At 34.7% G+C, this 18,662-nt stretch carries 20 protein-coding genes and 1 riboswitch; of the genes, 9 read left to right on the top strand and 11 right to left on the bottom strand.

What is annotated here, in order from left to right; translation table 11 throughout:
• Nucleotides 1-13 precede the first annotated feature (13 nt).
• The 4 genes from AC3WRL_RS03190 to AC3WRL_RS03175 are packed head-to-tail and all read left to right on the top strand — an operon-like array spanning nucleotide 14 to nucleotide 3,339.
• Nucleotides 14-760 carry a tetratricopeptide repeat protein gene (locus AC3WRL_RS03190; RefSeq protein WP_492329717.1) on the top strand — a complete coding sequence of 249 codons (747 nt, stop codon included), beginning with the start codon at nucleotides 14-16 and terminating at the stop codon, nucleotides 758-760.
• On the top strand, nucleotides 760-2,493 hold the full coding sequence (locus AC3WRL_RS03185) for a BatD family protein (RefSeq protein WP_492329716.1): 1,734 nt from the start codon (nucleotides 760-762) through the stop codon (nucleotides 2,491-2,493). Before AC3WRL_RS03190 ends, AC3WRL_RS03185 begins: the two co-directional genes overlap by 1 nt.
• Before the next feature lie 43 nt (nucleotides 2,494-2,536).
• Complete coding sequence (locus AC3WRL_RS03180; RefSeq protein WP_214832040.1) at nucleotides 2,537-3,139, top strand: MarC family protein; 603 nt, start codon at nucleotides 2,537-2,539, stop codon at nucleotides 3,137-3,139.
• Nucleotides 3,140-3,144: 5 nt separating this feature from the next.
• Entirely contained in the window at nucleotides 3,145-3,339 is a 195-nt protein-coding gene (locus AC3WRL_RS03175; protein WP_214832038.1) for a hypothetical protein, read from the top strand.
• Nucleotides 3,340-3,469: 130 nt separating this feature from the next.
• Here the strand turns inward: AC3WRL_RS03175 and AC3WRL_RS03170 are convergent, their stop codons facing one another.
• From AC3WRL_RS03170 to AC3WRL_RS03145, 6 genes are all read right to left on the bottom strand, one after another.
• Nucleotides 3,470-4,600, bottom strand: a complete 1,131-nt coding sequence (locus AC3WRL_RS03170) for an MBL fold metallo-hydrolase (RefSeq protein ID WP_492329715.1) — start codon at nucleotides 4,598-4,600, stop codon at nucleotides 3,470-3,472.
• Nucleotides 4,597-4,746, bottom strand: coding sequence for a hypothetical protein (locus tag AC3WRL_RS03165; RefSeq protein WP_492329714.1), 150 nt, complete (start codon nucleotides 4,744-4,746; stop codon nucleotides 4,597-4,599). The genes AC3WRL_RS03170 and AC3WRL_RS03165 overlap by 4 nt, the downstream gene beginning before the upstream one ends.
• Nucleotides 4,747-4,779: 33 nt before the next feature.
• Complete coding sequence (locus tag AC3WRL_RS03160; protein ID WP_492329713.1) at nucleotides 4,780-4,968, bottom strand: hypothetical protein; 189 nt, start codon at nucleotides 4,966-4,968, stop codon at nucleotides 4,780-4,782.
• Between the two features lie 161 nt (nucleotides 4,969-5,129).
• Nucleotides 5,130-5,324, bottom strand: coding sequence for a cold-shock protein (locus tag AC3WRL_RS03155; protein ID WP_214832027.1), 195 nt, complete (start codon nucleotides 5,322-5,324; stop codon nucleotides 5,130-5,132).
• 35 nt (nucleotides 5,325-5,359) lie between these two features.
• The gene (locus AC3WRL_RS03150) at nucleotides 5,360-5,788 is read right to left on the bottom strand and encodes a cold shock domain-containing protein (RefSeq protein WP_214832026.1); all 429 of its coding nucleotides are present in this window, start codon (nucleotides 5,786-5,788) and stop codon (nucleotides 5,360-5,362) included.
• A gap of 12 nt (nucleotides 5,789-5,800) precedes the next feature.
• Entirely contained in the window at nucleotides 5,801-6,547 is a 747-nt protein-coding gene (locus AC3WRL_RS03145; RefSeq protein WP_214832024.1) for a DEAD/DEAH box helicase, read from the bottom strand.
• Nucleotides 6,548-7,136: 589 nt separating this feature from the next.
• Here AC3WRL_RS03145 and AC3WRL_RS03140 point away from each other — a divergent pair.
• Nucleotides 7,137-8,078 (top strand): beta-1,6-N-acetylglucosaminyltransferase, encoded by a 942-nt coding sequence (locus AC3WRL_RS03140; RefSeq protein ID WP_261511283.1) that lies wholly within the window; start codon nucleotides 7,137-7,139, stop codon nucleotides 8,076-8,078.
• A gap of 82 nt (nucleotides 8,079-8,160) precedes the next feature.
• On the opposite strand, the gene AC3WRL_RS03135 is transcribed toward AC3WRL_RS03140, so the two are convergent.
• Entirely contained in the window at nucleotides 8,161-9,672 is a 1,512-nt protein-coding gene (locus AC3WRL_RS03135) for an acyl-CoA dehydrogenase family protein (RefSeq protein WP_214832019.1), read from the bottom strand.
• A gap of 202 nt (nucleotides 9,673-9,874) precedes the next feature.
• Complete coding sequence (locus AC3WRL_RS03130) at nucleotides 9,875-10,393, bottom strand: hypothetical protein (RefSeq protein WP_214832017.1); 519 nt, start codon at nucleotides 10,391-10,393, stop codon at nucleotides 9,875-9,877.
• Nucleotides 10,394-10,528: 135 nt separating this feature from the next.
• On the opposite strand from AC3WRL_RS03130, the gene AC3WRL_RS03125 reads away from it, so the two are divergent.
• From AC3WRL_RS03125 to AC3WRL_RS03110, 4 genes are all read left to right on the top strand, one after another.
• Nucleotides 10,529-11,944: an aminotransferase-like domain-containing protein gene (locus AC3WRL_RS03125; protein ID WP_261511284.1), complete on the top strand. Its 1,416-nt coding sequence runs from the start codon at nucleotides 10,529-10,531 to the stop codon at nucleotides 11,942-11,944.
• A gap of 330 nt (nucleotides 11,945-12,274) precedes the next feature.
• Nucleotides 12,275-12,468, top strand: a riboswitch (cobalamin riboswitch).
• A gap of 363 nt (nucleotides 12,469-12,831) precedes the next feature.
• On the top strand, nucleotides 12,832-13,740 hold the full coding sequence (gene prpB / locus AC3WRL_RS03120) for a methylisocitrate lyase (protein ID WP_492329712.1): 909 nt from the start codon (nucleotides 12,832-12,834) through the stop codon (nucleotides 13,738-13,740).
• A complete protein-coding gene (gene prpC, locus AC3WRL_RS03115) occupies nucleotides 13,733-14,878 on the top strand; it encodes a bifunctional 2-methylcitrate synthase/citrate synthase (protein WP_492329711.1) in 1,146 nt (381 codons plus the stop codon). The genes prpB and prpC overlap by 8 nt, the downstream gene beginning before the upstream one ends.
• A gap of 45 nt (nucleotides 14,879-14,923) precedes the next feature.
• Nucleotides 14,924-16,375 (top strand): bifunctional 2-methylcitrate dehydratase/aconitate hydratase, encoded by a 1,452-nt coding sequence (locus AC3WRL_RS03110; RefSeq protein WP_492329710.1) that lies wholly within the window; start codon nucleotides 14,924-14,926, stop codon nucleotides 16,373-16,375.
• 511 nt (nucleotides 16,376-16,886) lie between these two features.
• Here the strand turns inward: AC3WRL_RS03110 and AC3WRL_RS03105 are convergent.
• The 3 genes from AC3WRL_RS03105 to AC3WRL_RS03095 form a co-directional block, all read right to left on the bottom strand.
• Nucleotides 16,887-17,144, bottom strand: coding sequence for a DUF4267 domain-containing protein (locus AC3WRL_RS03105; protein WP_492329709.1), 258 nt, complete (start codon nucleotides 17,142-17,144; stop codon nucleotides 16,887-16,889).
• Nucleotides 17,145-17,214: 70 nt separating this feature from the next.
• Nucleotides 17,215-17,790 (bottom strand): Crp/Fnr family transcriptional regulator, encoded by a 576-nt coding sequence (locus AC3WRL_RS03100; protein ID WP_214831994.1) that lies wholly within the window; start codon nucleotides 17,788-17,790, stop codon nucleotides 17,215-17,217.
• A 97-nt stretch (nucleotides 17,791-17,887) separates the two neighbouring features.
• The gene (locus AC3WRL_RS03095; protein ID WP_492329708.1) at nucleotides 17,888-18,484 is read right to left on the bottom strand and encodes a hypothetical protein; all 597 of its coding nucleotides are present in this window, start codon (nucleotides 18,482-18,484) and stop codon (nucleotides 17,888-17,890) included.
• Nucleotides 18,485-18,662 lie beyond the last annotated feature (178 nt).

Here is an 18,662-nt window from a genome sequence, read left to right as displayed (position 1 = left end):
AATTTTGCATATAATGAATACTAAAATCATTTTTTTATCGTTTATAATTGCTTTTCTAGTGTCAGGGACGTTGTTTGCTCAGGAAAACTACAAGACTTTGGTGTATGAAGGCAATCAAAAATTCAATGGTAAAAACTATGATGGCGCATCTTCTAAATATATGGAAGCTATAAAATCCAATGAAAAAGATTTTACAGCACATTACAATTTAGGAAATGCATTGTATAAAAATAAAAAATATGAAGAGGCCAGGGCTGAATTTGAAAAAGCACAAAAGCTATCTCAGACCTTGCCGGATAAAGCAGCGGCTCTTTATAATTTAGGGAATACTTATATGCAGATGAATCAACCTGATAAAGCTGCAGATTTTTATAAGCAATCCTTAAAACAGGATCCCTATAACGAAGCTACGAGAAAGAATTATGAAATTGCTAAGTTGAAGGAAAAAGAAAGCCAGCAAAAGAAAAACCAACAGAGTAAATCTGGAAAAGGTGGCGGTGGTAAAGACCAACAACAAAATGATGATCAAAAAGGCAATCCAAAAGATCAAAAACAAGATCAGGGCAAAGGCCAGCAAAATCAAGGTGAAAGTCAGCAGAACAATAATCCTGACCAAAACCAGAATAATGAAGGTAAAATGCCAAAAGATCTTGAAAATGCAATATTGAATAAAGTAAGCGAAAAAGAAAAAGAGACCGCCAAAAGAATTTTAAATAAAGATTCTTACTCAATGCCTGAAAGCAATGAGAAAGATTGGTGATGCAATATAAACTGTTTTACATACTGGTTATCCTTACTTCCGTAATTTCTTACGGACAGGTAAATATTTCCGTAACCCCAGATAAAACAGATTACAGCAGCAAGGACATTGTAAACCTTACCATTATTCTTGAATTGAATGGGAGTGAATATAATCAGCAAACACCACTTCGTTTACCCGATCTATCAAAATTTAATATGGTGGGTAGTGGATCTGTAAGCAGTGGCTATATGGATCCTGAAACCAATACTGTGATTACTCAATATGTAACCAGAGTAGCCCTTGAACCTAAACAGAAAGGAAAAGTAAAAATCGGGTCTGTACTTGTTACCATAAATAATAAAATTTATAAAACCGAACCTTTCGACATCTTTGTGAAAGATGTTGAAAAAAAATCTGTTGCTAATGCTTCAAATGATGTCTATCTTAATATGGAGATTGAAGACAGAGAGGTTTATCAGGATCAACCAACTATTGCCGTTTTAAAAGTTTATTCTAAAAATATAGACAACTTCAGAAAGGTGAAAAATATTCATCTTCCGGATCAGGATAATATCAATGTTCATCCCATTAATTTCAACAGATCAGAAATTGATCCTTCAGGTTACGGAAATATGGCTTCGCAGGTTTTAGCTATGTTCATGGTTTTTCCAAATGAAGCAGGATATGTCGAAGTTCCCTCTGTTTCAGCTTCTGTAAGTACATATGCGAACAAGAATAAAATTTTGTCAAATAAGGTTAAGCTTAATGTAAAAAAACTACCCGAAGGTTCACCAGAGTATTTTAAAAATGCAGTAGGAAATTTCAATGTGAGCGTTTACAATACTTCCAACGAAAAAGTAGAGGTTAAGAAACCATTGAATATCATTGTAAAGGTTTCCGGTGTAGGAAATTTAACAGATATGATTTTGCCAAAAATTGTTGAATCTCCGGATTATGATTTATTTGCACCTAAGATCACTTCGAAAGTAGTTCCTGATATGACTGGAATAAAAGGAGAGGTTTTAGCAAACTATGTTGTGATTCCCAAGAAAGCAGGTCCTATATCAATTAAAACTGAACAGTTTGCATTCTTTAATCCTAATAGTAAGGAATATATAGATCTGGGTCAGGAAACATTAGCCGTAAACGCTTTTTCACATGATCAGATTATGGAAGCCCGCTCTACGGTTGAAAGAGTAAATGAATATACCAATACTCTCCTGGAAACGGTAGATACTCCGGTATTAAAGACTACAACATTTAAAGTTAAAGAGAAAAACAAGTTCCATTGGAGTATCCTTTTAACGAATATTGGAATTCTTTTAGGCTTATTTATTGCATATATTCTATTTAAGACTTGGCAAAAAAAACGTAAATTAATTAAAGAAACTGTACCGATGAAACCTCTTGGATCAGTTGCTGAAACAGAAAATGAAATAAGACAAAGACTGAAAACTGATGTCAATGATTATTTCAGTTATTTAGAGAATCTTAAAGATAGTGAAGATTATCAAAAGTTCTTTCAGACGGTTGATGAATTAGATGAAGAAGTTAGAAAAGAGTATTTTCAGAGCTCTACAAAAGATTTTGGAAAATTTTTAGAAAGTTATAAAGGGATTGCTATTGCTGAAGAGTATAGAACACTTTCACAAAAGATTCAGATTGAAAAGTTCTCACCTGTGAAATCTTCAGAGGGAATTGATGAACTTTTAGTTGCTATTGTTAATTTGTATTCTAAGATTAGCAAATAGTCAATTTTTTTTCATATTTTTGCGAAATTTTTAATTACAAAAGATGGAAGTTTTTGATCATTTTTCTTTAAAAGAAGTTCTAACCTGTTTTATGGTTCTTTTTGCTGTAATCGATATTATAGGCTCTGTTCCCATTGTTGTTAGTTTGCAACAGAAATTCGGGCAAATAGAGGCTGGAAGGGCATCGATAACGGCAGGAGTAATTATGATGGTCTTTTTATTTGTGGGAAATAAAATTTTGAAATTCATCGGAGTGGATGTTAATTCTTTTGCTATTGCCGGTGCTTTTGTAATTTTTATTATTGCTTTGGAAATGATCTTAGGAATTGAAATTAATAAAACAACAGAGGCTAAATCGGCGTCTATTGTTCCTATTGCTTTTCCTCTTGTTGCCGGAGCAGGAACGCTAACTACCACATTATCGTTGAGAGCTGAATTTCATGATATTAATATTATTTGTGGAATTATTCTCAATACAATTTTCGTATATTTGGTGCTGAAATCAGCTAAATGGCTGGAAAGAAAAATGGGCGAGGCCACATTGGCAATTTTGCAGAAAGTTTTCGGAATCATCCTTTTAGCAATTTCAATTAAATTATTTACCGCTAACTTTGCCCAATTGGTGCAGAACTATATTAATTTTTAAGAATCATGCAGAAGTTTTATAAAGTATTTTTAGTACTATTTATCGTTTTCATCGCAATTAATCTTTATGCGTTAGACTGGCAGTCAGAAGTTTTATCAGAAGATAATCTGAAGTTTGTTTTTTCAATTGCTTCAGCGGTTATCGGATTGATCTTGCTTTTTGTATTGAATACCTGGAGTAAAATTGGAATAAAGAAGTAATCTTAATATTACAATCAATTATAAAACCTCTTTAAATTTTTTTGAAGAGGCTTTTTATTTTAAGATAATGAAAAATAAGACAGTAGAAATAAATAATTTTATTTAGATCATTCAAAGGGAAATAATTAGATTAACGGACATTTTTCCACCATTCCTTAAATGGCTGTTGAGGATTATCTAATTCTACCAACTCACCGATCATAGGGGTTGCTAAACGATAGGGTTGATTTTTAGACAGGGCAGAGATTTTTTCCAAAGGTTCTTTCCAGGGATGATTTGCCAGAGTGAATTTAGAATTATGTACAGGTAATAGGTTTTGTGCTTTAAGCTCTTTTGTAGCCAGAGCAACTTCTTCAGGGAGTTCATGTACCGACTGCCAGGCTTTGTTATATTGGCCACATTCCATAATTGCCCAATCTATTTTTCCATATTTTGAACCGATTGTTTTAAAGCGGTTATCACGTCCGCCATCACCGCTGTAATAAATATTCGTTGAGGGTGTCTGAATGAAATACGATAGCCACAAAGCCTGTCCGCTTGTAAAACCGCGACCGGAATCATGGTGGGTAGATTCTATCAGTATTTTAAATCCGGGTTTTACATCAACGGATTCATACCAGTCTTTCTCAATGATCTGCTTTGGTGTATAGCCCCAACGCTCAAAATGAGCCCCATTTCCAAGTCCGCAAACGACGAATTTTACTTTGTTTTGTAGTGCTTTTATAGTTTCAAAATCCAGATGATCATAGTGATCATGGGATAAAAGTAAATAATCGATGTCTGGTAAATCATTCACTGTGTAAATGTCACTTCCTTTATAGGCTTTTACACCGCCCGGTAAAGGGGAAGCTTTTCCACTGAATACAGGATCTGCAAGAATCTTTATGCCATCCAGTTGAAGGAAAAACGAAGAGTGTCCAAACCATACTAACACATTTTTTTGAGGATCAATTGTTTTTAAATCCGTTTTCACAGAAGGAAGGGAATCAATAGGATATCTATTGGGGAATTCTGTAAACAGTGTTTTATACAATACGCCCATCATGTTGTATCCTTTAGTAATTGTAGGTCTCTCCACCAAATTCCTGAATCGGCCATTTTTATAATGGGGTGAAGATTTCACGAGCTCCAAACGTTTTCCTTCAGGTAAAGATCCAAATTCCGCTCGCCTCATATAGAAAAAGATGGTTACACTAAGAACCACCAGGATAACTGCTAATACAACAAATATTCTCTTAAATATTTTAATCACTTTCTTCATTTTAATAAAGTGTTAATATTTTTTATTTCAGAAATGTTCTCAACCATGGAATCTTTATTGTCTTTGATGGCTTTGTTATTCTGTGGACATTCTGGCAAAAGATCTTTGTTTACCATGCTTTTTGCTCTGGCAATAATGCTATTCATATGGGTGTTTTTATAATTTCCAAGTTACAATATTCAATCAAGAAATGAAAGATCTTGGTCAAGTTGTTGTAGTGAATTGTATTGAACTAAGCTTTTTACAGTGGCCAGAATAGTATCTTCATTAGTCTGAGGTTGCCAACCCAATACCGTTTTAGTTTTTGCATTACTGGTCTTTCTATTGACTCCCGGTAAAGGAACAATTGCTTTAGCTTTCTGATACAAATTTCTGCCAAAATCTTAACATTCTATTTTGTTGAAAGGTTCAGACTAACTTTGTTTAAAAATCCTTTTCCTAATCTAAGAGATCGCGTATATACATAAAAAAGCCCCAAAAATGGGGCTTATGAGTGATTTGATATTATCTTATTGAAATATCTGGAAAACTATGCAAGTTTTACGTTTACTGCGTTTAATCCTTTTTCACCTTTTTGTACTTCAAAAGTCACTTTATCATTCTCACGAATGATTCTAGTGCTTAATCCTGAAGCGTGTACAAAAATATCCTCTCCTCCGTTTGATGGAGAAATAAATCCGAAACCTTTTGTTTCGTTAAAAAATTTTACTGTGCCTTCTTGCATTGTAATTGTATTAAAATTGTTGTTGTTATTATTATTTATTTGACCAATTGAATATCAATAGCAGAAAATCCTTTCGGAGATCTCTCTTTTTCAAATGATACTTTATTTCCTTTCTTTACTAGTTCCGTGCAGTTGTTGGTGTGGAAAAATACATTTTCCTTACTTTTATCTTCAGTAATAAAACCATAACCCTTATCACTGAAAAAAGTGATAATTCCTGTCTTACGGATTTCTTCTTCGGGAATAGGTGCAGCTCCTAACTGGATATCATCAAGATTGATTTCATGTGTTTCTTCAGGTGGAGTAGAGGTAAGTCTTCCATATGAGTCAACATATGTTAACATCTCATCAAGTCCTTTTCCCTTATTGTTATTAGTTTTACGGTCTTCACGACGTAAAGCCTTTTCTTTTTGTTTTTGAATTTTTTTCTTGAAATTTTCTTTTTTAGAGAAAGAATCTGCCATAAATTAATTTTATTATTTAGTTATTGTATTGAAATATTTTTTCGGACTGCAGGCATTATATAGCCTATCCGTTTTTTCTTTTTTTTCAACAAGAAATACTGATTGATCAACAATTTTCGCTGTAGAAGAAATAGGACTTGCCTTAATTTCTATAGGATTGTTTAAGAGCATGTCAGCAAATTTCCGAATATTTTCTGATATTGTTGAAGAAAAAAGTAAGGTCTGTCTTTTTTGAGGAATAAGTTTAAGAACTTTCTTCACATCATTTATAAAACCCATATCAAGCATTCTGTCTGCTTCATCCAAAACCAAAATTTCGATCTTGGAAAGATTAATATGTCTTTGGTTAATTAGATCGAGTAGTGCAGCAGGTGTTGTTATAAGAACGTCCACTCTTATCCTTAAAGCGGCAAGTTGATTTCCTTGTGAAGTTCCATCATGAATAGTAAGTTGGGACAATGGAAGGTATTTGCTGTACACTCTGAAGTTTTCTTCGATCTGAATACCCAGTTCCTGAGTAGGTGTTAATATAAGAGTTCGTACTTCTTTATGTTCAGGAGAACTTTTTTTCAGTAATTGAATAACCGGCATTGCAAATGCAGCCGTTTTTCCCGTTCCCTTCGGAGCATAACCAAGAATATCTCTACCAATCAGAATTTGTGGAATAGCACCACTCTGTATTTCTGTAGGTTTTGAATATCCTGCTTCTGTTGCAGCGCGGATAATGGGATTTATTAAATTTAAATTCTTGAAATTCATCTATAAGGGTTGCCGAATCTTCGACCTTTTATCAATTCTTTATCAGAAATTGAAATATTTATTTTACTATTGGTATATGGTTAAAATAAAGAATTAATTCTTCGTCTTTCCATTATTTTATTTTGCTTTGTTCACCAATAATCTGAATATATAAAGATCGTTGCTGAGTTTGCAATAGCGTGTCATGCCTCGTGTTAGTTGAGCACTTCTATACGCCCGTAAACCCTTGAGCCTGCGGAATGGTCTTCTTTTGTAATTTCTACTGAGAGTAAATCTCCTAAAGGAGTAAAAGGATGTTCAAATTGTTTTTCTATTGTTTGAGTTTTAAAGTTGCCGATATAAATATTCATTCATGAAATAAATAAGGGTTAATTTTTGGCAGCTGAAAAAGCAAAAACTGAAAGAAAAAAATAAGTATTCTAAACTGTAACAGAAAGCAAAGGCAGAGGCCTGTTTATTTATTATATGCAAATATACAAAAAAATATGGAATAAACTATGTTTTAAATGATTGATTTTCAAAAAATTGTTTGTAACTTTATATGTAATCTAAGTTGTTTGCAGGTGCAGATGATTTTAATCTTCTAACCATGCGACCATATCCCATCAACCAGCCCCAAGAACAATCTTTCAGAAGTCTTTCTCCGGAATCAGTGAAGATTGCTTACTTTATTATGGTTCATGATAAACCGGAAAGATTTGTTAACTTGTTTCACAAGATATATTCCAGGGATCAGTTTTATCTTATTCATATCGATCGAAAGGCTAGTGCAGAGGTAACTGAGGAAATTCAGTTGTTTCTGGTACAGTTTCCAAATGCCTATATTCTGGAAAGTATGAATATTACTTCCGGGGGATTCAGTATGATCCAGGCTGAGCTGGATGCAATGGAGTTTTTGTTGAATGTAAGTAAGGATTGGGATTATTTCATTAATTTAAGTGGTGAAGATTATCCTTTAAAATCACAACATATCATTCGTCAGTTTCTCAGTATCCGTAAAGGTAAAAACTATTTATTCTATTATGATCAAAAATTTTACAGACCGGATACCCTGCAGAGGATACAAAATCATTTCACAGAACTGGCGCACAAGATATCTTCTTTAATCTATAAAAGAGAATTTATGAAAGGAGTTGTTCCTTATATTGGGGGCAAGTGGGTCATTCTTACCAGAGACACTTGCGCTTTTTTAAGTAATAATAAGAAAGTAATGGATTTTGAAGATTATTATCTAAACACTCTTTTACCAGGAGATTCTTTTTTTCAAACTGTTCTAATGAATACTTCTTTTCATGATATTATCGTAAATGATGATAAGAGGGCTGTAATTGGAAAGAAATTTTGTACAACCGAAAGTCCGGAAGAATTTATTGAGTATTTAAAATCAAACAATCAACTTTTTATAAGGAAAATAGATGACGCCACGGATGAGAGTATTATCCAGTACATTCATGAAAGTTATCATATTCCATTACCTGATGTTAATGAGATCGAAAGGGAACTCAGAGCTGGTGGTTGGCAAAATAACTGAATCTAATGCATTAACAAAGCATCACATACTCTGGATCCCTGCACATTATTTACAGGGATTATTAAATTATCGTAAAAACATATTATGAAAAAGCCATCCAACTGCTTTTTTCATGGATATCATCCAATGCGTTAAGGTTTTTATGGTGGTGCATGGAAGCGAGAATACTTACAATTTCATGTCTTATCATCTGAATGGTATGATCTGTAAGGTCTTGATTAAATCCTGAATTATTTAATTCTAATAAATCATTTACAGTAATAATTCGCGCAATTACTTTTCCTAAATCGATCATTTTTCTCTGTGATATTACTGCATCGATCTTGAAATTCAACTCTTTGCTGTATAATTTAGAAGCATTTTGTGTTAACTCATTTACAGCCAGATAATCTCCGAAATGTTCCGTTTTCTTTTTCTTCATGTCTTTCAGAATTCCTTCTGATATCTGAGTGTATAGCATTTCATTGGAACCCTCAAAGATCTGAAAAGGACGACTGTCCATAATTCCTCGACCTCCAATATGGGAAGTTCTGTATCCTTTTGCTCCGGAAAGCTGAACATATATTTGAGCGGATTCCTGCATCATATCAGTGACCAGAGCTTTCATACTGTTGGCATGAATACCACTTCCGGAAACATCATTATCAATGCCACTTATTTTACAGCTTTTTGCACACATTGCAGAGCAAAGGGTAAAAAATGACTGCATTTTTGACAGCTGATACTGAACCTGATCCAGACAAAAAAGGTTAGAAGTTCCTACAATCCTATCTTTGCAGTGTTGGGTAGCCTCATCCAGCATTCTTTTCAGAAAACCCATTCCCATTCCTGGAAACTGAAACCGACTGCGGTGCAAAGTATCTAACATTATTTTTAAGCCCGTAGATTCCGGAATAAGCTTATAATGTTCCGGGACTTTAATATCAATCTTATTAAGGCCATAAGGAATCATGTATAATCCAGCATTGTCATAATATTCAAGAACCTGAATATTCTGATCTTTTTGATGAGTGTCTGCAATAAAGAAATCAACATCTCTTGACAATTTTCCTTCAGCATTTAAATTTCGTGAAGTAATCAGCCAGTAATCAGCCATTCCTGTTAATCCCTGCCAATGTTTTGTTCCTTTTACATGATAATAATCTCCTATCAGCTCATTCTGTGTCCTCATATTGAGTGCATCACTTCCATAATCAGGCTCTGTGATCATTAATCCTCCCATCGCCTTATGATTTAAAAAATCGTTGAAAACAGGGCCTTTTGCGGATTCACTGCCATATTTTGCCAGAGGCTCAAGAAAAAGGGCGATGTTGATTCCAAATGTTAAGGACAGAGAGAGTGATTCATAAGATGCAGCCGATAGGACTCCCAGACATTCTTTTACGTGTAATCCCCGTCCTCCAAATTCTTCCGGAATTGCAACAGAGAGTGGTTTTAAATTCATGATCTCCTTCCATACATTAGGAGGTAGACCCCGCGAAAGGCTAAGCTGATCTATATTTTCTTCCTGAAAAAGTGTATTTAATGAAGTTTTGAAATGGTCAAGAAATTCCGGGTATGTTTTTTGGGGTTTATCAAAAGCGAATCCATTCATAGTAGTATTGAAGTTTAAATGCTGCACGCCATCTATACAACAATATCATAAAGCGAAGCGAATGGCAACAGAACTTAAAAATCAAAATATCGGCAGCTCCACGTATATTTATGTAAGGTACAATTAATTAAATGGTTCTATTTAAACTGGGTGTGAATTATTCTTTTTTTAACGAAGTTCATCACACTGCCCTGAGACTGCTTTAAGTTTTCTTTATATCCAATTCGTAAATATGGCCAGGAAGGGAAAATGCTTTTAAAATGATATTTTCTTTAAAAATAAATCCATGATCCTTTAAAAATGAAATAATAGGGCTATTTTCAGCAATACTGATCCATATACTATCGGTAAATGTAATAGCTGATCTGCTTTTGCTCCACAATGACTGTCTTACCTCGGGTTGATCATATTCCGGAAGTATGGCAAAATCTATAATCTCCGTCATTCTTTTTCCTTCAGAAGAGCCGGAATAAGTGGAGCCACTTTTAAAAAGGCAGTAGCCAACGGGTTCATTGTCCGCAAATACCATGATAAGCTGAGTTGACAGATCGTTTAAAATATTGATCATTTTTCTATACTCAACATGTTCGCTAAGGTATTCTTCTATTTTTTCCGGTGAAATATTTTCGTGATAGGCATTTCTGATATAAGGTCTCATAACGGCAAAGAGATTGTCGATCCCCTGATCTGATCCTACTGTGAATTTTGAAATGATCTCCATTTAGATTCTTTTTTTATTCAAAGCTACAGGATTATTAAACTAAAATGTGGGTACAGTTCGCGACAATTGAGTCGGTACAGTTTATTATTTTATGCCAGTACATTTGTACATTTGTTCTGAAAAAGATGAATCCTTATGCAGACGTACAGATATGAGATTTTTACTTCTATCATTGAAAACAAAATAAAAAAAGGAATATTAAAACCGGGAACCCGATTACCTTCGGTCAGGGAAATTAAGGCGGACTATCATTTAAGTATAAGCTCCATTCAAAGCGGTTATGATCTTTTGGTTATTAAAGGATTGGTTAAAAACGTTCCTCGTTCCGGGTATTATGTCGCTTCGGATGTGCATCAAAGCATTTCTGAGCCTTTATTAGAACCATATGCTGTCGCGAAAAATGGGGCTTTCAATAAAAATATTGCGTTGACCTCTGTCAGAAATAAACCTTCTGAATATAGCTCTTTTAATGCAGCAACCCCAACCGATCTGTTGATACCACAAAAGCTTATTTTAAGAAAGATGCAGGAAGTCATTCGTGAAAAAGGAGCTTCTCTTCTTCGCTATTATCCATCCAATGGTCTACCAGAATTGAGGAGTCAGATAGCTGACAGAGCCTTACAATATGGATGTAGATTCAATCCTGAAGAATTGATCATCACAGATGGTGCATTGCAGGCACTTTATATTGCTTTGGCAAGTGTTACCAATGCGGGTGATCTTATTGCTGTTGAAAGCCCATGTGTTTTTTCTGTTCTGGAGGTGATCACTAATCTTAAGCTTAAAGTCCTGGAAATCCCTATTCATGGTGAAGACGGATTTGACACAGAATATTTGAAAAAGGTTTCTGCTGCCAATGATATCAAAGCACTTGTTGTTACCCCAAATTTCCATAATCCAACAGGGAGGTTAATGACTGATAATACCAAAAAGGAGCTGTTATCCATTGCCATGGATCATCAGTTTCCGATCATTGAAAATGATCTGTATGGAGATCTTTATTTTGGTGATGAACGTCCTTCCAGCATACGCAATTTTGATGAATATGGCTGGGTGATGACCTTTTCTTCTTTTTCTAAAACATTGGCACCGGGTATTCGTCTCGGTTGGTTACATTCAGGGAGGTACCATGCAAAGGCAGAGAGGCTGAGGTTTTCTCTGGGAAGATCGGTAGCTCCAATATATCAGGAGTTATTGCTTAAATTACTTGAAGATCACAGCTATAGTAAGCATTTACGTTCGTTTCGTAAACAATTGTATGATCAGGCTAGAGATGTTTTACAGGCGTTACGTACTTCTTTTCCAGAGGGTTCATATTTTGAGGATCCGCAAGGGGGATACAGCATTTGGGGAAGCTTATCAAAAGCAGTTGATATGAAGATGTTTTATAGGTATTGCGATGACCAGAGGATTTTATTTACCCCAGGAGAAATCTTTAGTTTGACAGATCAGTTTAGTCATCATTTTCGGATTGTTTTTGCTGACCGTATTACTTCTCACAGTTTAATATCTTTGAAAAATGCAGGCGAGAAAGTTAAAGAGCTTTTATAGCTGTTTTTTGCAATATAGTATACTTTTAACCTGACTTTTTTCAAAATGAAACAGGAAGAGGTGATTATGAATTTTAGTTTTCTCTCAATTCGCATGAGATCTTTTTTGATATTTATAGCATATGTTTTTTCTAAAAAACGTCCTTAGCATTCCTTTTCGACAATTTATTTTTATATGATTTTTGTCATTTAGTTATTTTTTTAAAATTTTGAATTACTTTTAATTGTCATATTTACAGGCTGTTGTAAAATCCTAACGCTTGTTCGTGAATTAATATATTAACGTTTCAATAAAATAGTTATATTTACCACCAAGGAGTTCATTTAAACTTCTTTATCAACCGAAACTGGTTACACTTAGCTGTGAATTAAAAGGGAATCGTGTGTAAATCACGAACTGTCGCGCAACTGTAAGTAACACTCAAAAGGTTTTTATCAATCAAGGTCCACTGTTCGCTCTTGTGAATGGGAAGGACGATAAAAATCGTTACAAGTCAGGAGACCTGCCTATTTCGAATTGACGATGCTTTCGCGATCTGAAGCTTATAGTCAGGTATGATACGTTTTGATAATCGTGCACAACTTTTTCTGGGTACATTATCATAATTTAGAGATAGTTTGTAGTATTAGCTTTTAAAGTTATGCTGTATCTATAACTCTGGCGTATCACCCCTTTCCATAATTTTCTCTCTTACAAAGTATTGTGAAGTTTATCACCCTCTTTTTATAATGATTTATAAACATTAAAAAGATGATTGTATACCCATTCAGCCGTTCGCTAAGGTTTATAGGTCGTTTGATTAATTTAACAGAATTTAAAAAAGATAATTTTTTAAATTGTTGATGGTATGTGAGTTAAATACATTAAAACGAACAATAATATTAAAGATGAGTAAAAATGTTAGTTTAGAGTCTGCCGGATTACGGTTTCGGGAGGCGATGCAAAAAGAAAGTCCTCTTCAGATTGTAGGAGCGATCAATGCTAATCATGCATTGTTGGCACAGCAGGCAGGTTTCAATGCCATTTATCTTTCAGGAGGAGGGGTTGCTGCAGGTTCTTTAGGAGTTCCCGATCTGGGAATAACAACCCTTGAAGATGTATTAATCGATATTCAACGGATAACCAACGTATGTGATCTGCCATTATTGGTGGACGTGGATACGGGCTTTGGTCCTTCAGCATTTAATGTGGCAAGAACTGTAAAATCCTTAATTAAAGCTGGAGCTGGGGCTTTACATATTGAAGATCAGGTAGGAGCAAAACGTTGTGGACACCGTCCTGGTAAAGAAGTAGTGAGTAAAGATGAAATGGTAGACCGCTTAAAAGCTGCGGTTGATGCAAGGACAGATGAAAATTTCGTTATCGGAGCAAGAACAGATGCTTTTGCGAATGAAGGATTAGAAAGAACATTGGAAAGAGCAGTTGCTTACAAAGAAGCCGGGGCAGATTTTATATTTGCGGAAGCTGTTCCTGATTTAAGCTATTACCAAAAATTTGTCGATGCAACAGGTATTCCCGTATTAGCCAATATCACCGAATTTGGAATGATCAGAATGTACACTGTTGATGAACTTAAAAATGCTGGAGTAGGTTTGATTTTATATCCACTTTCGGCCTTCCGTGCAGCGAATAAAGCTGCTCAGAATGTTTATGAACATATCCGAAAGGATGGCACTCAGGTTAATGTACTTGATACTATGCAAACCCGCGACGAGCTTTACAAAAGTATCGGCTATCACGACTATGAACAAAAATTAAATAACCTATTTCAAAAGAACAAAAATATCAATGAATAATGAACCTATTTTTAAGCCCAAAAAAAGCGTAGCGCTTTCGGGTGTAACAGCTGGTAATACTGCTCTCTGCAGTGTTGGTAAAAGCGGAAATGATCTCCATTACAGAGGTTATGATATTTTGGATCTTGCGGAAAAAGCACAATTTGAAGAGGTAGCTTACCTTCTTATTTATGGACAATTACCAACAGGAGCTCAATTAAAAAACTATAAAGCCAAATTAAAATCATTGAGAGGACTGCCTCACTCTGTAAGAAATATCTTAAAAAGTATTCCGGCAGCTGCACACCCGATGGATGTCATGCGTTCAATGGTTTCAGCGATTGGAAGCATTCAGCCTGAAAAAGATGATCATAATGTAGCAGGAGCAAGAGATATTGCTGACAAATTATTGGCATCATTCAGTTCCGGGCTTTTATATTGGTATCACTATACTCATAATGGGAAAGAGATTGATGTAGAAACTGATGATGATACTATTGGTGGACATTTCCTGCATTTGTTGCATGGTAAAAAGGCTCCTGATTCCTGGGTAAAAGCAATGGAGATATCCCTTAATCTCTATGCCGAGCATGAATTTAATGCTTCTACTTTTACTGCTCGTGTTATTGCTGGTACATCTTCGGATTTCTATTCCTGTATAACAGGAGCAATCGGAGCATTAAGAGGCCCTAAGCATGGCGGTGCTAATGAAGTTGCTTTTGAGATCCAAAGCCGTTATAATTCTCCTGATGAAGCGGAAGAAGATATTAAAAAACGGATTGCCAACAAGGAAGTAATTATTGGATTCGGACATCCGGTCTACACCATATCAGATCCAAGAAATGTAGTGATAAAAAAAGTAGCTAAAGAACTTTCCGAAGAAGCCGGAGATATGTTGCTTTATAATATTGCAGAAAGATTGGAAAAAATCATGTGGGACGAAAAGAAAATGTTCCCTAATCTGGATTGGTTTTCAGCGGTATCTTACCATTTAATGGGAGTTCCCACCTTAATGTTCACTCCATTATTTGTCGTTTCGAGGGTAACAGGATGGAGTGCTCATATCATCGAGCAGAGACAGGATGGAAAAATTATTCGTCCAAGTGCCAATTATACAGGGCCTGAAAACAAAGATTTCGTTCCTATCGGAAGCAGATAATAAATTCAATTCAAATAAATAATAATTAAAATCAAAATAATAAAGATGTCATCACACATTTCAAATGAAAGACCACAACCGGATCGTGTATTAACCGATATTGCAGATTACGTATTGAACTACGAAATTAAAAATGATTTAGCCTGGAAAACGGCTCATTACTGCCTTTTAGATACTATTGGATGTGGGCTGGAAGCTTTAACCTATCCTGCCTGTACCAAATTGTTGGGACCAATCGTAAAAGGAACTGTTGTTCCGAATGGCGCTAAGGTGCCGGGAACTCAATTTCAGTTAGATCCGGTTCAGGCTGCTTTTAATATTGGGGCCATTATTCGTTGGCTGGATTTTAATGATACCTGGTTAGCCGCAGAATGGGGGCATCCTTCAGATAACTTAGGCGGTATTTTAGCAACTGCAGACTGGTTATCAAGGACCAATATTGCGGAAGGAAAAGCACCTTTGAAAATGAAACAAGTGTTAGAGGCAATGATTATGGCTCATGAAATTCAGGGTGTTATAGCTCTTGAAAATTCATTTAACAGAGTAGGTCTTGATCATGTACTATTAGTAAAGCTTGCGTCTACTGCCGTTGTAGGGAAATTAATTGGACTAAGCCGTGATGAGTTGATCAATGCTATTTCTCTTGCCTTTGTAGATGGACAGTCTCTAAGAACCTACCGTCATGCTCCAAATACCGGAAGCCGTAAATCATGGGCTGCAGGAGATGCTACTTCAAGAGCGGTGCGTTTAGCATTAATTGCTAAAACAGGAGAAATGGGATATCCTTCAGTGCTTACTGCTAAAACATGGGGATTCTATGATGTTTCATTTAAAGGAAATGAATTTAAATTTCAGCGTGAATACAGTTCTTATGTGATGGAAAACGTATTATTCAAGATTTCTTTTCCAGCAGAATTCCATTCACAGACTGCAGTAGAGGCCGCTATGACCTTGCATCATAAATTAGAAAACTTGGGTAAAACTACAGACGATATCAAAAAAATTACCATTCGTACGCATGAAGCTGCGATCCGGATTATTGATAAAAAAGGACCATTAAACAATCCTGCTGACCGTGATCATGCGATTCAGTATATGGTAGCAGTGCCACTTATTTATGGAAGACTGACTGCAGCAGATTATGAAGATAACATTGCTTCAGACCCTAGAATTGATATACTCCGTGATAAAATAGAATGTGTTGAAGAAGTTCAATTTACTCAGGATTATCATGATCCTGAAAAACGTTCTATTGCTAATGCATTAACAGTTGAATTAAATGACGGAACTGTTTTGGATGAAATAGTGGTAGAATATCCTATCGGACATAAAAGAAGGAGAGATGAGGGTATTCCTGAGTTGATTAAAAAATATAAAGTTAATCTGGCTCGTATTTTCCCTGAGAAACAACAAAGACAAGTGTTAGAAAACTCTTTAGAATACGATAAACTAATCAGTCTCAATGTTAATGAGTTTGTAGATCTATTGGTTATTTAATTAATGCAAAGTTGAAAATTGAAAGTTGAAAAATGGAATCCAGTTCTCAACTTTCAATTTCTACCTCTCAATTCACTAAAATAGTATATCAGAAAAGTGAAAATATTAATCGATGGAGCTTTTATAGAAAGTAAAGCTATCGAACACTTACCTGTTGAACATCTAACTACACGAGAAGTACTGCTGAAGTACCTTTAACATGCTTATCAGAAATTGATGAAGCGATAGAGGCTGTAACATAGGTGTTTAAGACTCCAGCCAGGTTTGTCTTTTTGTGTAATTCTTTTTTTTGTTGCGGGAATAACACAGCTAATTGAAGAAGAAAAAGCAGGAAAGCCGCCAAGTGTAAAATCAGAATACTATTGAATAAATCATGATATTAAAATTTTATGGTTTTTTAAATAATAGAATCCACAGGACAGACAAATGATAACGGCGATTAGATGTGAAATTAAATGGCCTGTTTTAAAGTCGGGATGAGATAATACCACACAAAAATCCATTGCAGGAATTATTGTTCCCAAATGAGAATTAAGCCAAGGGCAAATAATTGTTTCTTCCATAAAAGAATGATAATAATTAATCCAAAGAAAAAATCCCGCACACCTTTAATATACTGAAAAGAAAAATCTCCATTGGTTACGGTATGAATGCCATAATCGATTTCTGCACCTATCGGGTTAATAAAAAAACGGATGCCGATGTAAAGAAGGCCAATCCCTGAAAGAAGGCTAAGCCAAAATGCTGTTTGTTGTTGTAAACGTTTCATAAGAATTTTGTTTTTGTTGATACAAAATTCTTCAACTCTTGATAAATATTAATGCACCTGGGTTAATAAATCAAAAAAGGGATATTCTTTTTCTGATCCGGCTTAGAGATTGTGGCTTTACACCTACATAAGAAGCAATGTAATATTGAGATAACCGTTGTTGCAAATCAGAGTGTTCTTTAAGAAACTTCTCATAACGGGATTTTGGAGAATCAGTATAGAATGAGTTTCTATCTTTTAATGTTTGAATGAAAACCTGCTCAATAACAATCCTTCCAAATCTTTCCCCGAGCTCTATTTCTTCATAAAATTTCTGCAGATTTTCATAAGAAATTGTCCAGATTTCAGTATCTTCTAAAGCCTGAATAATCTGATTTGATGGGGTTTGTGGGACAAAACTTTCATAATTACAGGTAAACTCATTTTCTTTTGAAAAGCCATAGGTTTTTTCCTCTCCATCATCATTGATGTAATAACGTACAATACCATTTTTGATAAAGCCCACATACTTACAAACTTCGCCTTCTTTAAGAAAGAAATCTCCTTTTTTATATTCTTTTAATTTGAATAAGTCTTGAATTATTTCTTCTTCATCCGAACTTATTTTTATTGTACTTTGTATGGCTAGAAGTAGTGTGTTATTCATTTTAAAAGCAAGTTAATTACAGCTTCTAAGGTACTGCTTTTACTAAAAAAGGAAGGAGATTACTCCTTTTGTATTTTACCTTTTCACTTTTTACTTTTTAGAGTGCCTTGTAATCATATTCAATATTACTCCATAAAACTTCATCACCTGGTTCGGTCATTTCAGATGGTGTAGTAAATGAACTATTTCCGAATATGGTGGTGTATTGAGAAATTCCAAAAGTACTATTACGAGAAACAAATAAAGGAGTAGAATTATTCCTGGGAACTTTTTTTACATATTGAAAAGTTCTTTTTAGAGTAAAAGATGACTCTTTTTGATTGAAAGTTCCTATATACTTCAGTTCATTATTGTTAATGATAAACAAAGAATCTTTTGAAACTTTAATCGGATACGATACATCTGCAGATGTCCCGGAAAGCAATTTTATCAAATTGCTTTTTGTATCTACACTGATCTTTTTCCAAATCGGCTCCTTATAAGAATTCCAGTAATTGTTTAGATATGACTCCCCGGGATCAGATTCATGAGCGATGGGTCCTTTGTAAAGGACAATATTTTTCAAATGGTAATTTTTATACTCGAAATTGTGTACATTCTTTTCTGCTGGCTGTGGATTTTCGGAAGTGTCATCATTTCCGCTGCATGAGACTGCTAATACAGAGGCTAAAAGGATCGTGAAAATAGTCTTCATTGTGCTGTTTAGATTTCTCAATCTGAGATTGGTTTTGTTTATAAATAATTCACTATAAAGGTACATATTATTGTTTGAAATCAGTGCTAATATAATGTAGAAAGGCGATTAGAAATATATTTATTGATGCAATGAGCTTGATTTTAGCTATTTAAAATTTATTTATTTTTATTAAATT

This window comes from Chryseobacterium sp. FW101-FHT12H09, from assembly GCF_058790395.1.
This window is presented reverse-complemented; position numbering and strand designations above follow the sequence as displayed.

Bases quoted from the DNA above. Each gene is read 5' to 3' on its own strand.
- AC3WRL_RS03190 (WP_492329717.1), top strand. From the start codon at position 14: ATGAATACTAAAATCATTTTTTTATCGTTTATAATTGCTTTTCTAGTG.
- AC3WRL_RS03185 (WP_492329716.1), top strand. From the start codon at position 760: ATGCAATATAAACTGTTTTACATACTGGTTATCCTTACTTCCGTAATT.
- AC3WRL_RS03180 (WP_214832040.1), top strand. From the start codon at position 2,537: ATGGAAGTTTTTGATCATTTTTCTTTAAAAGAAGTTCTAACCTGTTTT.
- AC3WRL_RS03175 (WP_214832038.1), top strand. From the start codon at position 3,145: ATGCAGAAGTTTTATAAAGTATTTTTAGTACTATTTATCGTTTTCATC.
- AC3WRL_RS03170 (WP_492329715.1), bottom strand. From the start codon at position 4,600: ATGAAGAAAGTGATTAAAATATTTAAGAGAATATTTGTTGTATTAGCA.
- AC3WRL_RS03165 (WP_492329714.1), bottom strand. From the start codon at position 4,746: ATGAATAGCATTATTGCCAGAGCAAAAAGCATGGTAAACAAAGATCTT.
- AC3WRL_RS03155 (WP_214832027.1), bottom strand. From the start codon at position 5,324: ATGCAAGAAGGCACAGTAAAATTTTTTAACGAAACAAAAGGTTTCGGA.
- AC3WRL_RS03150 (WP_214832026.1), bottom strand. From the start codon at position 5,788: ATGGCAGATTCTTTCTCTAAAAAAGAAAATTTCAAGAAAAAAATTCAA.
- AC3WRL_RS03145 (WP_214832024.1), bottom strand. From the start codon at position 6,547: ATGAATTTCAAGAATTTAAATTTAATAAATCCCATTATCCGCGCTGCA.
- AC3WRL_RS03140 (WP_261511283.1), top strand. From the start codon at position 7,137: ATGCGACCATATCCCATCAACCAGCCCCAAGAACAATCTTTCAGAAGT.
- AC3WRL_RS03135 (WP_214832019.1), bottom strand. From the start codon at position 9,672: ATGAATGGATTCGCTTTTGATAAACCCCAAAAAACATACCCGGAATTT.
- AC3WRL_RS03130 (WP_214832017.1), bottom strand. From the start codon at position 10,393: ATGGAGATCATTTCAAAATTCACAGTAGGATCAGATCAGGGGATCGAC.
- AC3WRL_RS03125 (WP_261511284.1), top strand. From the start codon at position 10,529: ATGCAGACGTACAGATATGAGATTTTTACTTCTATCATTGAAAACAAA.
- prpB (WP_492329712.1), top strand. From the start codon at position 12,832: ATGAGTAAAAATGTTAGTTTAGAGTCTGCCGGATTACGGTTTCGGGAG.
- prpC (WP_492329711.1), top strand. From the start codon at position 13,733: ATGAATAATGAACCTATTTTTAAGCCCAAAAAAAGCGTAGCGCTTTCG.
- AC3WRL_RS03110 (WP_492329710.1), top strand. From the start codon at position 14,924: ATGTCATCACACATTTCAAATGAAAGACCACAACCGGATCGTGTATTA.
- AC3WRL_RS03105 (WP_492329709.1), bottom strand. From the start codon at position 17,144: ATGAAACGTTTACAACAACAAACAGCATTTTGGCTTAGCCTTCTTTCA.
- AC3WRL_RS03100 (WP_214831994.1), bottom strand. From the start codon at position 17,790: ATGAATAACACACTACTTCTAGCCATACAAAGTACAATAAAAATAAGT.
- AC3WRL_RS03095 (WP_492329708.1), bottom strand. From the start codon at position 18,484: ATGAAGACTATTTTCACGATCCTTTTAGCCTCTGTATTAGCAGTCTCA.